Raw genomic sequence first — 13,696 nt, forward strand, 5'->3', positions numbered from 1 at the left:
GGCCCGTGGATCAGGGTTTTCAATCAAATAGCCAGGGCAACGAGTTTTTCACTATAGCTTCACAAACTGACTACAGTGTCAGGACGAATATCGCCCCCCATTTATATAAGGAACATAGACATGGGTTTCGTCAAAACAGCGCCAATGCGCTATCTGCTGTTGATAACCGGTGCTTGGTTATTGATATTCCTGCTGACGCGCGCCGTGCTGCTGCTCACCCACCTGGACGAAGTCGGCGGCAACCTGCTACCGGTGTTTGCGGTGGGCCTGGTTTACGACCTGGGTTTCCTGGCCTACGCAGCGTTACCGCTGGGCCTGTATGTGCTGCTTTGCCCGCCCGGTCTGTGGCGGCGTCGCGGCCATCGCTGGTTTTTGCAGGCGGTACTCACTGTCAGCGTTTTCGCGATGCTGTTTACCTCGGTGGCCGAATGGCTGTTCTGGGACGAGTTCGGTGTGCGCTTCAACTTTATCGCCGTCGACTATCTGGTGTACTCCGATGAAGTGTTGAACAACCTGCTGGAGTCTTACCCGATCGGCAAACTGCTCAGTTTGCTGGCGATGCTGGCCGTTGTGTTGAGCCTGGTGTTGCGCAAACCGTTCAACGCCGCCATGGACGCCCCACTGCCGCCGTTGCGTGGCCGTTTGCTCAATGCACTGGTGCTGGTGCTGGCCGTCGGCCTCAGCCTGCAGTTGATCAGTCAGGACAGCCCCCGCACCCAGGGCGGCAACGCCTACAAAAACGAACTGGCCAGCAACGGCCCTTATCAGTTTTTCGCAGCCTTCCGTAACAACGAGTTGGATTACGCACAATTCTATAAAAGCCTGCCGACCGAAGTTGTCGCCAGGCAACTGCGCGCCGAACTCAGCGAGCCCAACGCGCGCTTCATCGGCCAGGACCCACTGGATATCCGCCGCGCCATCAGCCACCCGGGCCCGCTGCGCACGCCCAATATCGTGCTGGTGACCATCGAAAGCTTCAGCGCCAAATACATGGGCAGCAACGGCGACGGGCGTAACCTCACACCCAATCTGGACGCGCTGCGCCAACAAAGCCTGTACTTCAATAACTTTTACGCCACCGGTACCCGAACCGACCGCGGCCTGGAAGCGATCACCCTGGCGATTCCCCCTACACCCGGGCGCTCAATCGTCAAACGCATCGGTCGTGAAAGCGGTTTTGCCAGCCTCGGGCAACAGCTTTCCGCGGTCGGTTATGACAGCGTGTTCGTGTACGGTGGGCGCGGTTACTTCGATAACATGAACGCGTTTTTCAGCGGCAACGGTTATCGCGTGGTCGATCAGAGCAGCGTGCCCGAGACCGAAATCTCGTTTAAGAACGCCTGGGGCATGGCCGACGAGGATCTGTACAAACAAACTCTGAAACTGGCCGATGCCGATTACGCAAAGCAGCAGCCATTCCTGCTACAACTGATGACCACCTCCAACCATCGCCCTTACACCTACCCGGATGGGCGTATCGATATCAAATCCGGCAATGGCCGCGACGGCGCGGTGAAATACACCGACCATGCCATCGGTGAATTCCTCGATGCGGCACGCCAGAAGCCTTGGTTCGATAACACGATCTTTGTGTTCGTCGCCGACCACACGGCCGGCAGCGCGGGCAAAGAGGACCTGCCCATCACCAACTACCAGATTCCATTGTTCATTTATGCCCCCAAGCTGATCGACCCTCGGGAATCCGCGCAACTGGCGAGTCAGATCGACCTGGCGCCGACCCTGCTGGGCCTGATCAACCTGAGCTACGAGTCGACGTTCTTCGGCCGCGATTTGCTTCAGGACAACCCGCTACCGCCGCGCGTGGTAGTCGGCAACTACCAGCACCTGGGGCTGTTCGACGGCAAGGACTTGGCCATTCTCAGTCCGCGCCTGGGCTTGCGTCGCCACGATCAGGCGTTGGCGGAGAGTCAGGAATCGCGAGTGGGCAGCGATGATCCGTTGATTCAGCGGGCGATCACCTACTACCAGGCCGCCAGCTACGGGTTCAAGCAGCAGTTGCTGAGTTGGAAAGCGCCCAAGGAGGCGAGCCCACGGTTGACCGAGCGCTAGGTACGTTCTTTACCGAACGCGCAATAAAAAGCCCCGCCTGCATCACTGCAGGCGGGGCTTTTCAGTACGGGGGTAAGGCTGGCTTACATCATGCCGCCCATGCCACCCATGCCGCCCATGTCTGGCATACCGCCGCCAGCCGCGCCTTCAGCCTTCGGCTTGTCAGCAATGGCCGCTTCGGTGGTCAGGATCAGACCGCCGATGGAGGATGCTGCTTGCAGAGCGGAACGGGTAACCTTGGTTGGATCCAGGATGCCCATTTCGATCATGTCGCCGTAGACGCCAGTGGCGGCGTTGTAACCGTAGTTACCTTTGCCGCTCTTGACTTCGTTGACCACAACGCTTGGCTCGTCGCCGGAGTTGGCAGCGATCTGGCGCAGTGGTGCTTCTACAGCGCGACGCAGTACAGCAATACCGACGTTCTGGTCGGCGTTGTCGCCAGTCAGGCCAGTCAGGGCTTCCAGAGCACGGATCAGCGCAACGCCACCGCCAGGAACCACGCCTTCCTCAACGGCTGCACGGGTTGCGTGCAGGGCGTCTTCAACGCGGGCTTTCTTCTCTTTCATTTCAACTTCGGAACCGGCGCCAACCTTGATCACTGCAACGCCGCCGGACAGCTTGGCCAGACGCTCTTGCAGTTTTTCACGGTCGTAGTCCGAGGAAGTCTCGGCAACCTGGGCGCGGATCTGAGCGATGCGCGACTCGATGTCACCTTCAACGCCAGCACCGTCAACGATGATGGTGTTTTCCTTGGACAGGGTCACGCGCTTGGCGCTACCCAGGTTTTCCAGAGTGGCGCTTTCCAGGCTCAGACCGATCTCTTCGGAGATAACGGTACCGCCAGTCAGAACGGCGATGTCCTGCAGCATGGCCTTGCGACGGTCACCAAAGCCTGGCGCCTTGACGGCAGCGACTTTGACGATGCCACGCATGTTGTTCACAACCAGAGTCGCCAGGGCTTCGCCTTCGACGTCTTCGGCCACGATCAGCAGTGGGCGACCGGCTTTGGCAACCGCTTCCAGCACCGGCAGCATTTCGCGGATGTTGGAGATTTTCTTGTCGACCAGCAGGATCAGCGGGCTGTCCAGCTCGGCAACCATGGTGTCTGGCTTGTTGACGAAGTACGGGGACAGGTAGCCGCGGTCAAACTGCATGCCTTCAACAACCGACAGTTCGTTTTCCAGGCCCGAGCCTTCTTCAACGGTGATCACGCCTTCTTTACCGACTTTTTCCATGGCTTCGGCAATGATGTCGCCGATGGAGTTGTCGGAGTTGGCCGAAATGGTACCCACCTGAGCGATGGCCTTGGTATCGGCACATGGCTTGGACAGGTTCTTCAGCTCTTTAACGATGGCGATGGTCGCCTTGTCGATACCGCGCTTGAGGTCCATCGGGTTCATGCCGGCAGCGACGGCCTTGAGGCCTTCGTTGACGATCGACTGAGCCAGAACGGTGGCGGTGGTGGTGCCGTCGCCTGCGTCATCGTTGGCACGGGAGGCAACGTCTTTGACCAGCTGCGCGCCCATGTTTTCGAAACGGTCTTCCAGTTCGATTTCTTTGGCTACGGAAACGCCGTCCTTGGTGATGGTCGGAGCGCCGAAGCTCTTCTCGATGATCACGTTACGGCCTTTCGGGCCCAGGGTCGCTTTTACTGCGTCAGCCAGGATGTTGACACCTGTGAGCATTTTCTTACGGGCGGAGTCGCCGAATTTAACTTCTTTAGCAGCCATGATCGATATTCCTTAAATACTTTGAAGTAACGGGAAAATGAGCGGGAAATCAGCCTTCCAGTACAGCGAGAATTTCGTTCTCAGCCATTACCAGCAGGTCTTCGCCGTCGACTTTCACAGTGTTGCTACCGGAGTAAGGGCCGAAAACAACCTTGTCACCCACTTTCACGGCCAGCGCGCGTACTTCACCGTTCTCCAGGGTTTTGCCTGGGCCAGCAGCGACGATCACACCGTGGTTGGCTTTTTCAGCAGCCGAACCTGGCAGGACGATGCCGCCGGCGGTTTTCTTTTCTTCTTCGCTGCGACGGATGACGACGCGGTCGTGCAGAGGACGAAGCTTGCTCATTGTCGATCTCTCCTAATTGTGTTTTTCATCGGCCGGTATCAATTCCGGCGGGTTAAATTCCGGCGGTGCCGGTCGCGGTTCGCTGAGCGAAACGCGGAAGTCTGTCTAGTGTCACCACCAGAAACCTTGCGGTGACCGTTACATAAGGGCGCCTGGGCCTATTACAAGGGGCGGCAAATGAAATTTTTTATGTCCGGGAGCGGGTAAATGCAGCACGGCACCCGAAGGTGCCGTGCCAATGAAGCGGTTATTTGCTGTCGCGGTGCTCGAACTCGCCTTCGATCACATCGCCTTCACGTCCCAGGGGCTGGCGCGGAGCCGGGCCGCCACGGGGTTGCAGGTCGTCGGCAAACGCGCGCTGACGAATAGCTGCCTCCTCGGCACGCTGGCGCATCTTGCCGGCTAGTAGCCTGCGGGTAACCGGCAGCAGCATCACCAGGCCCACCACGTCGCTGATGAAACCCGGCAGGATCAACAGGCCACCGGCCAGGGCCATCATCAGACCTTCGAGCATGGTCTGAGCGGGCAATTCGCCGCGATTCAGGCTTTCACGGGCACGCAGCGCCGTGGCCAGGCCGGCGACGCGCAGCACCAGAACGCCGAGCATCGAGCCCAGAATAATCAACAGCAATGCTGGGAAGAACCCGATCGCACCGCTGACTTGAACGAAGACGAACAGCTCCAACACCGGGAACAGCAGAAAGAGCAATAAAAAAGGGCGCATCAAATGTTTCCTCAACGCAAGAATGCCTTGCCAGTCCACCTTAGATGACGTCGCCGTTTCGTGAATTCAAGCGTCAGCCGCCGCTTTTTTCGGCCAGCCTGCGGCGTGAGCCAGTGAAACCAAGGCTTCGCGCACTTGTGTCGGCGTGTTGCAAGGCGCGGCAAATGGCAACCAATGTAGCGATTGGCCAATCCGCAGGTGCATGCCTTCACTGTCGATGCCGGCCAATTGCGCAGGCTCGCTGACGGGCAAACCGGCCAGGTCGACGTAATGGGCGATCGCCTTGGCATGGTCGCTGTTCATGTGTTCGACCATGCTGCGCTCTGCCGCGCCGGCGAAGGGGTTGGCCAGGGTCATTTGATCGAGCCAGTGGATCGCGCCGAATCCGCCTATATAGCGGTGGCGAACCGGCTTGAGCACCCAGAAATCGAAATCGTGGGCCTTGTGGTAATTGGCCGATTCGGGGAAGTAGCGGTAATAGCGCTCGGCTGCGGCCTCGATGGCGGCATCGTCATGCAATTGCTCGGCTTCGGCCAGGTAGGTGAGACGCCCTACCGCCTGCACATCGTCCGCCCCACGCTCACCGACCAGCAGCGAGCATTTGGGCTCTTTTTGCAGGTTATGGGTGTGCTGGGCGATGCGGCTGATCAGGATCAGCGGGCGGCCCTGCTCGTCCAGGCAGTACGGCACCACCGATCCAAATGGAAAGCCAGGCATGGCTTTGGACAATGTGGAGAGAGCCCCACGGTATTCCTTGAGCAACAGCTCTCGGGCGTTCTTGGCAACCTGTGCGCTCAACGTATGACTCCTCGGGTATTCAGCCGCCCATAACGTATGGGAATGGATCTCAACACAAGGTAATCAATATAAGCAGCGGTTGCCAGGGACGCGACTACCAGGCCACCCCGAAACCGGCGGTATAACGGGTCTTGCTCAGACTGCTCTCCGAGTCGCCGCTGATCACGTCACGCTCGGCCTTGAGGTTGAGCGATGCCCACTCGGTGACCTTGTAGCGCAGACCCATTTCCGCATCCAGGGAGTACTCGGCTGGCGCATCGATAGGCTTGCCCAGTTCGCCATTGGTGAAGAACTCAACGGTCTTGCCCACCAGGTAGCGGTTGTAGTTCCACTTCATGGCCAGGGAATAGAAGTTGTCCTTGCCGCCATCGGCATATTCATAGTCGGTGCGGTTGACCAGCGAGCCGAGGGAGAAAGCGCCCAGCTCGTCATCCCAGAACTGGTAGCCAGGGCCAGTACCCACGGTGCGCTGACGCGCCAGGTCTTCGACTTTGTCGCGCTTGTAGGTCAGGCGCCCCTGCCAGAACCAGTGCTCGGTGATAAAGCGGTCCAGGTCGTACTCCAGGGCCCAGTTGTCGGTGGTGGTCACGTCATCCTGGAATTCGCGGTTGTACTCGCCCTGCCCGGTATGGCGCCATTGGCCATGGCGGGCGGTGGTCTTGAAGTCGACGTCGTAGTCGTTGGTGTCTTTTTCGGCGCGCTTGTAGTCCAGCGCCAGATCGACATTGCCCTTCCACACCAGGTCCTCGATCACCGGTTTAGGCTTGATGATCTGTTGGATGCTCGCCAGTTCAACGGTCTTGGGCGCCTCGCCATTGGCCAGCACCACCTTGCCGTCTTCTGCCGCATGGAGGGACTTGGCTTTCTCGCCGCTGTAGGCATCCTGCTTGACCAGCAGCTCCTGGTCGCTTTCCAGGGTTTTGACTTGCTTCCAGTCCACTGGAATCGCACCGGCATACGCGGTCTGGATCAGCAATTTGCCGCCGTCGAAGACCTTGATTTTGCCGGTCAGGCGGTCACCGTTCTTCAACCAGACGGTGTCCGCAAGCAAGGGTGTGGAAGCGCTTAAAACAGCAAGGCACAGCAAGGTTCTGGACAACATAAGCGGATTCGAGGCTCGGGCTTGGCGAAAAAGAGGGCATTATCGTGTTAGATAACGTCTTAGCAAGGACTGACTCAGGGATCGCAGATGAGTTCAATTCTCACCGCCATGTTTACAGCCGTTTCTTGCAAAAATGCCGACATATTCAACGGATAGCCCCACAGTGAAATTGCCTGTCGATACACCACAAACCGCTGCCGATATGCGCCGCACCGCGCTGTACCTGACCTTGGCGCAAGTGCCCGAGGGCTGCGTGGTGAGCTACGGCGAGCTGGCGCACTTGGCCGGTCTCGGGCGGGCGGCGCGCTGGGTGGGGCGGACCTTGAGCCAGCTCCCAAAGGACACGCGGTTGCCCTGGCATCGCGTGCTGGGTGCCGGCGGTCGGATAAGTCTGCCGGCGGGCAGCGCATCGGGTGACGAACAACGTGCGCGTTTGCGCAGCGAAGGTGTCAGTATCCTGAACAATCGCGTTGATATTCAGCGCCATGGCTGGCGCCCGGTAGAGCACAGCGGTTAGAGTGCGCGCTTTGTTTCCGTGAATCTGAGGCAGACTCCAGCCCATGCCCCGTAAAACCTGGCGCGCCGCGCTCGCTGCCTATGCCAGCCCCTCGACGTTAGTGCTGTTGTTGCTCGGCTTCGCCGCCGGCATGCCTTACATGTTGGTGTTCTCGACGCTTTCGGTGTGGTTGCGCGAAGCCGGTGTGGCCCGCGAAACCATCGGCTATGCCAGCCTGATCGGGCTGGCCTACGCCTTCAAGTGGGTCTGGTCGCCGCTGCTCGACCAATGGCGCCTGCCGCTGCTGGGCAGGCTCGGGCGCCGCCGTTCATGGCTGGTGCTCGCGCAGTCGCTGGTCATCCTGGGCCTGATCGGCATGGGGTTCTGCGATCCGCAGAAGCATTTGTCCTGGCTGATCGCCATTGCTGTGATCGTTGCCTTTGCCTCCGCCACCCAGGACATCGCGGTCGACGCCTATCGCCTGGAAATCGCCGACGACAGCCGCCAGGCCGCCTTGGCCGCCAGCTATATGTCCGGCTACCGGATCGCCGCGCTGCTGGCCACCGCAGGCGCGTTGTTCTTTGCCGAAGGTTTCGGCTCCACCGGTTTCAACTATAAGCACTCGGCATGGACCGGCACTTACGTGCTGTTCGGCGTGCTGATGATCCCAGCCCTGCTGACCACGCTGTTCATGCGCGAGCCCAATGTGCCGCTGCGTACCCAATTGCAGGCGGGCCGCTACAGCTTCGTGCATCAACTGGCCTCGGTGTTCGTGCTGATCGTACTGCTGGTGTCGGTGCCGGCGATGTTCACTCAGCTGTACAACACCGATTTCGCCAGCGTGCTCTTCCAGGGCGTCAGCCTGTGGGATTTGCTGATGGAAGACCGCGCCTTCCTGCGCGCAATCCTCTATATCACCCTGACCTGCCTGTGCCTGTCGACCATGGGCCGCCGTGGCCTGGCGCCGGTGCTGACGCCAGTCAACGACTTTATCCTGCGCTACCGTTGGCAGGCCCTGCTGCTGCTCGGGCTGATCGCCACCTATCGCATGTCCGACACGGTGATGGGCGTGATGGCCAACGTGTTCTACATCGACCAGGGTTTTACCAAGGACCAGATTGCCGGCGTCAGCAAGATCTTCGGCCTGATCATGACCCTGCTCGGCGCCGGTATGGGCGGCTTGCTGATCGTGCGCTTCGGTATCCTGCCGATCCTGTTTATCGGCGGCGTCATGTCGGCCGGCACTAACCTGCTGTTCGTGATGCTCGCCGATATGGGCCCGGACCTGCAGATGCTGATTTTCACCATCTCCCTGGATAACTTCAGCTCGGGCATGGCCACGTCGGCCTTCGTGGCCTATCTGTCGAGCCTGACCAACCTCAAGTTCTCCGCCACCCAATATGCGTTGCTCAGCTCGATCATGCTGCTGCTGCCGCGCTTGATTGGCGGCTACTCGGGCGTGATGGTGGAGAAATTCGGTTACCACAACTTCTTCCTGATCACCTGCATGCTGGGTGTGCCGACGCTGCTGCTGATTGCGCTGCACTGGTTCCAGGAAAATCGGCGGATTCGGTTGAGTCCACCCGCTGAAGACTGACAATGTGGGAGGGGCATTGCGACGATTGGACTTGCCCCGGTAGGTCAGTAACACATTAGCGCCTGACACCCTGCTATCGGGGGCAAGCCCCATCCCACATGCCCCTCTGCATTCTGATGCCTGTACTCCTGCAGCCCGCGCCCGTACAATCCCAAGTCATTTCAAGTCCAAGCAACCGACAACGGCCTACCATGCGTACCAGTCAATATTTGCTCGCCACACAGAAAGAAACGCCTTCCGATGCGGTCGTGATCAGCCACCAACTGATGCTGCGCGCCGGCATGATTCGCAAGCTGGCCTCCGGCCTTTACACCTGGCTGCCCATGGGCTTGAAGGTGATGCGCAAGGTCGAAGCCATCGTTCGTGAAGAAATGAACGCCGCCGGCTCCCTGGAAGTGTTGATGCCGAGCACCCAGCCGGCCGAGCTGTGGCAGGAATCCGGGCGCTGGGAAGAGTACGGCCCTGAGTTGCTGCGCTTCAAGGATCGTCATGGCCGCGACTTCTGCGCCGGCCCGACCCATGAAGAAGTCATCACCGACCTGATGCGCAACGAGCTGAGCAGCTATAAACAGTTGCCGCTGAACCTGTATCAGATCCAGACCAAATTCCGTGATGAAATCCGCCCACGTTTCGGCTTGATGCGCGGCCGTGAATTCATCATGAAGGACGCCTATTCGTTCCACGCCGACCAGGCGTCCCTGCAGGTCACCTACGACCGCATGCACCAGGCCTACTGCAATGTGTTCACGCGCCTGGGCCTGAAATTCCGCCCGGTTGAAGCGGATAACGGTTCCATCGGCGGCGCCGGCTCCCACGAATTCCACGTACTGGCCGAGTCCGGCGAAGACGATATCGTGTTCAGCAACGGTTCCGACTACGCGGCGAACATCGAGAAAGCCGAGGCCGTGCCACGGGAAACCTCGCGCCCTGCCCCGACCGAAGAACTGCGTCTGGTAGACACGCCGGACACCAAGACCATCGCGGCCCTGGTGGAGAAATTCAATCTGCCGATTGAAAAGACCATCAAGACCCTGATCGTGCACGCTGAGGAAGCAGGCAAGCTGATCGCCCTGGTTATCCGTGGCGACCACGAACTCAACGAAATCAAGGCCGCCCAGCAGCCAGGCGTGGCCAGCCCACTGGTCATGGCCAGCGATGCCGAACTGCGCGACGCCATTGGCGCCGGCGCCGGTTCCCTGGGCCCGCTGAACCTGCCGCTGCCGATCATCATCGACCGCTCGGTCGAGCTGATGAGCGACTTCGGTATCGGTGCGAACATCGACGACAAGCACTACTTCGGCGTGAACTGGGAACGTGACCTGCCGGTTCCGACCGTGGCCGACCTGCGCAACGTGGTGGCCGGCGACCCTAGCCCGGATGGCAAGGGCACCCTGGAAATCAAGCGCGGCATCGAAGTCGGGCACATCTTCCAGCTGGGCAACAAATACAGCAAGGCGATGAAGTGCGAAGTGCTGGGCGAGAACGGCAAGCCGATCACCCTGGAAATGGGTTGCTACGGTATTGGCGTATCCCGCGTAGTGGCGGCGGCCATCGAGCAGAGCAACGACGAGAAAGGCATCATCTGGAGCGACGCCCTGGCGCCGTTCCAAGTGGCGCTGGTACCGCTGCGCTACGAAACCGAGCAAGTACGCGAAGCCACCGACAAACTGTATGCCGAATTGACGGCCGCCGGTTTTGAAGTGCTGCTCGATGACCGGGACAAGAAAACCAGCCCTGGCATCAAGTTCGCCGACATGGAACTGATTGGCATCCCACACCGGATCGTGGTCAGCGACCGCGGCCTGGCCGATGGCAATCTGGAATACAAGAGCCGGACCGAAGCCGAAGCCCAACCGTTGCCGGTGGCTGACGTGCTGTCTTTCCTTCAGGCGCGTATTCGTCGCTGAAAACCAGATCAAGAGAAGTCATGTTCAAGCGAAACACCAGAGCCCTGGGGGGCGCCGCCTTGTGCGGCGCCCTGCTGGTCAGCGGCTGCGCCAATCATATGTCGCAACGCAGTGAGCACGAGGAGCGGGTCGAGCGCAAATTGCTCGATCACAGCCTGCAGATCGATGTAGGCGAACCCAAAGTGCTGGAACTGCCGCAACGCCGGGTTCGCATTCACGAGCAGAAGACCTTCGAGGTCACCGAGTTCGAAGTCACCCGGCATTACGACCGTTACACCCCCTATCAGCCTTGGCGCAAAGTCTACGAGATGCCCCTGGGCGCGGTGGCCCTGGTGGCGGGCGCGGGCGCCAATGTGGCGAACATCTTCGCCCTCGGCAACCTGCCTTCGAGCATGACCCATGACTGGCTGATCTACGGCATAGACGGGCTCAACCCGTTCATGAACGTGCAATCCCATGGACGCGCGCAACAGAACCTGGCGGGTATCGATGAAGTTCAGCGCGACAAGCGCCTGGATTATTCAAGCCTGCCGTGGAGCGAGCGTCCCGTGCAGGTCACCGCCGGCCAACACACCCACGAGCTGACCACCGACCGTAACGGCGTGCTGCGCCTGAACCTGTTGGACAGCCCGTTCGCCGAGCAGGACCTTAACCATGTCACCACTTTGAAGATCAGCGTGGAGGATGGTCAGGACGACGCGCACTCGGACTCGACCCTGGCTATCAGCAAGACCCTGCGCGGCAAGTTGCTCGAAGCCCACGGCTTGATCTACGACGATCTGGAAGACGACGAAGTCAGCCAGTGGGTACACCGGGTCAAGCGCCTGTCGGAGCTGGGTCTGGAAGAAGAAGCCAGCGAGCTGGAACAAAGCCTGATCGAACTGACCCGCAATGATCCGGAGTTGCAGCAGGAATTCCTGCAAGCGCTGACCAAGGATGCGGGGCGACTCGTGGCAGATCCAGGCGCACGCTGAGAGCTCAAAGGGTTGGAGATGGATGTGGGAGGAGCCCCTTCCACATTTTGATTGGCGGTTTCTACCAGGCGAATTCTAGCTGTTCGTTACCGCCACTGAGGTCCAACAACCGTACCCCGATCCCCAGCAGACGCACCGGCTTGCCGCCGCGATTGAACGCTTGGGTCATCAACTGTTGATAACTCTCCAGATCCCGCCCTGCCCCGGCCTGCTCCAAGGTGGTCTGGGTAAAGTCATGAAACTTCACCTTCACGAACGGCTTGCCCGCGCGATAACTGTTGTCGATGCGCGCCATGCGCCCGGCCAGGGTTTCCATCAGTTCGGGCAATTTAGCCAGGCAGCTTGAGAGATCCGGCAGGTCCACATCGTAGGTATTTTCCACACTGATGGATTGCCGACGGCTGTCGTTCTGTACCAAGCGATCATCGATGCCACGGGCCAGACTCCACAGTCGCTCGCCAAAACTGCCGAATTCCCGCACCAGCGCCAGCTTGTTCCATTCGCGCAGCTGCAGGCAGTCCTCAATGCCCAAGCGCGCCAGTTTGTCAGCGGTAACTTTGCCCACGCCGTGGAGCTTGCTTACGCGCAACTGCGAGACAAACGCTTCGACCTGATCCGGCGTGATCACAAACAGGCCATTGGGCTTCTTCCAATCGCTGGCAATCTTGGCCAGGAACTTGTTCGGTGCCACGCCAGCTGACACCGTGATGTGCAATTGATTGGAGACGCGACGACGGATGTCCTGGGCAATGCGTGTGGCGCTGCCGCCAAAATGCGGGCTGTCGGAAACGTCCAGATAGGCTTCATCCAGCGACAACGGTTCAATCAGGTCGGTGTAGTCGCGAAAGATGGTCTGGATTTCCTTCGACGCCTCTTTATAAGCATCCATGCGCGGCTTGACGATGGTCAGATCCGGGCACAGCTTCAAGGCGTGCCGTGACGACATCGCCGATCGCACCCCGTAGGCCCGCGCTTCATAGTTACAGGTGGCAATCACCCCTCGACGATCGGCTGAACCACCGACCGCCAGAGGCTTCTGCGCCAGACTCGGGTCATCGCGCATCTCGATGGCGGCGTAGAAGCAATCACAGTCAACGTGGATGATTTTGCGCTGCGTCATAAATAGAAGGGGCAATTCAACGGGCGATCAGTATCGCATTCACCCCTGTATATAGCACCAGTAGTTTGAATCTTCCGCCTGAACGGTAGGAATTCTCCTCCATGGATTTATTTTCTCAATCGGATTCACCACCTCGATAGAGCTGAAAGCCTCGGCCTGACTGGGCCCGCGGTGTTTTCGGCGCACCTCGCCGAACGCTAACCGATTGAACCCAAAGCGCTTTTCTTGGATTTACGGGTTGACACACTCGCGTTCCTCTGTAGAATGCCGCCACACAGACGCGGGATGGAGCAGTCTGGTAGCTCGTCGGGCTCATAACCCGAAGGTCGTCGGTTCAAATCCGGCTCCCGCAACCAAACATCAAAAAAGGCTACTCGAAAGAGTGGCCTTTTTTGTGCGCGTCTGTTTTGACATGTATGGAAATTGTAAGACAAAAAAATCTTTGCCCACCGTAGACTTACCGTGCGAAGCGCAGGCAGGGCCATCAATTCACACTTATTTGACCCATTAGGTCATTAACGGTTGACACCTCGCCGTCTGACTGTAGAATGCCGCCCACAGACGCGGGATGGAGCAGTCTGGTAGCTCGTCGGGCTCATAACCCGAAGGTCGTCGGTTCAAATCCGGCTCCCGCAACCAAACATCAAGAAAGGCTACTCGAAAGAGTGGCCTTTTTTGTATCTGGCGGAAAAGTTCTTCTGAAACAATGACATGGCATCTTTCATGAAACCGTACAGGGTTTGTGGAGTCCATCTCAGCACACGCTATGCTTACTCCTCTACGACCGATGGTCGCAGTCGCCGCCCCCGGTGATACGCGTTAATATTTGTAA

The 13,696-nt window shown here is 59.1% G+C and carries 11 protein-coding genes and 2 tRNA genes; 7 read left to right on the top strand and 6 right to left on the bottom strand.

Annotated features, from left to right (window positions below):
• Positions 1 to 120: 120 nt before the first annotated feature.
• On the top strand, positions 121 to 2,070 hold the full coding sequence (locus HRH33_RS21800; RefSeq protein ID WP_167416650.1) for an LTA synthase family protein: 1,950 nt from the start codon (positions 121 to 123) through the stop codon (positions 2,068 to 2,070).
• A gap of 83 nt (positions 2,071 to 2,153) precedes the next feature.
• On the opposite strand, the gene groL is transcribed toward HRH33_RS21800, so the two are convergent.
• The 5 genes from groL to HRH33_RS21825 all read right to left on the bottom strand — a co-directional run bounded on the left by groL (position 2,154) and on the right by HRH33_RS21825 (position 6,770).
• Positions 2,154 to 3,800: a chaperonin GroEL gene (groL, locus tag HRH33_RS21805; protein WP_167416649.1), complete on the bottom strand. Its 1,647-nt coding sequence runs from the start codon at positions 3,798 to 3,800 to the stop codon at positions 2,154 to 2,156.
• A gap of 49 nt (positions 3,801 to 3,849) precedes the next feature.
• Positions 3,850 to 4,146 carry a co-chaperone GroES gene (locus HRH33_RS21810; RefSeq protein ID WP_017846112.1) on the bottom strand — a complete coding sequence of 99 codons (297 nt, stop codon included), beginning with the start codon at positions 4,144 to 4,146 and terminating at the stop codon, positions 3,850 to 3,852.
• A gap of 247 nt (positions 4,147 to 4,393) precedes the next feature.
• On the bottom strand, positions 4,394 to 4,870 hold the full coding sequence (locus HRH33_RS21815; protein WP_034139174.1) for an FxsA family protein: 477 nt from the start codon (positions 4,868 to 4,870) through the stop codon (positions 4,394 to 4,396).
• A 66-nt stretch (positions 4,871 to 4,936) separates the two neighbouring features.
• Positions 4,937 to 5,668 (bottom strand): HugZ family pyridoxamine 5'-phosphate oxidase, encoded by a 732-nt coding sequence (locus HRH33_RS21820; protein WP_167416648.1) that lies wholly within the window; start codon positions 5,666 to 5,668, stop codon positions 4,937 to 4,939.
• Positions 5,669 to 5,762: 94 nt separating this feature from the next.
• Complete coding sequence (locus tag HRH33_RS21825; RefSeq protein ID WP_034115006.1) at positions 5,763 to 6,770, bottom strand: DUF481 domain-containing protein; 1,008 nt, start codon at positions 6,768 to 6,770, stop codon at positions 5,763 to 5,765.
• Between the two features lie 133 nt (positions 6,771 to 6,903).
• Here HRH33_RS21825 and HRH33_RS21830 point away from each other — a divergent pair, with 133 nt between their 5' ends.
• From HRH33_RS21830 to HRH33_RS21845, 4 genes are all read left to right on the top strand, one after another.
• Entirely contained in the window at positions 6,904 to 7,287 is a 384-nt protein-coding gene (locus HRH33_RS21830) for an MGMT family protein (protein ID WP_167416647.1), read from the top strand.
• 43 nt (positions 7,288 to 7,330) lie between these two features.
• Complete coding sequence (locus tag HRH33_RS21835; RefSeq protein WP_034115007.1) at positions 7,331 to 8,863, top strand: AmpG family muropeptide MFS transporter; 1,533 nt, start codon at positions 7,331 to 7,333, stop codon at positions 8,861 to 8,863.
• A gap of 191 nt (positions 8,864 to 9,054) precedes the next feature.
• On the top strand, positions 9,055 to 10,770 hold the full coding sequence (locus tag HRH33_RS21840) for a proline--tRNA ligase (RefSeq protein ID WP_034139177.1): 1,716 nt from the start codon (positions 9,055 to 9,057) through the stop codon (positions 10,768 to 10,770).
• Between the two features lie 20 nt (positions 10,771 to 10,790).
• Entirely contained in the window at positions 10,791 to 11,744 is a 954-nt protein-coding gene (locus HRH33_RS21845; protein ID WP_034139178.1) for a hypothetical protein, read from the top strand.
• A 61-nt stretch (positions 11,745 to 11,805) separates the two neighbouring features.
• Here the strand turns inward: HRH33_RS21845 and dinB are convergent, their stop codons facing one another.
• Positions 11,806 to 12,864 carry a DNA polymerase IV gene (gene dinB / locus HRH33_RS21850; protein ID WP_123478696.1) on the bottom strand — a complete coding sequence of 353 codons (1,059 nt, stop codon included), beginning with the start codon at positions 12,862 to 12,864 and terminating at the stop codon, positions 11,806 to 11,808.
• A gap of 279 nt (positions 12,865 to 13,143) precedes the next feature.
• On the opposite strand from dinB, the gene HRH33_RS21855 reads away from it, so the two are divergent.
• Both HRH33_RS21855 and HRH33_RS21860 read left to right on the top strand, forming a co-directional pair.
• A tRNA-Met gene (locus HRH33_RS21855) sits at positions 13,144 to 13,220 on the top strand.
• A 206-nt stretch (positions 13,221 to 13,426) separates the two neighbouring features.
• Positions 13,427 to 13,503 (top strand) — tRNA-Met (locus HRH33_RS21860).
• The last annotated feature ends 193 nt before the right edge of the window (positions 13,504 to 13,696 follow it).

Origin of the sequence: Pseudomonas rhodesiae (assembly GCF_013285305.1) — a bacterium.
GTDB lineage: Bacteria > Pseudomonadota > Gammaproteobacteria > Pseudomonadales > Pseudomonadaceae > Aquipseudomonas > Aquipseudomonas rhodesiae.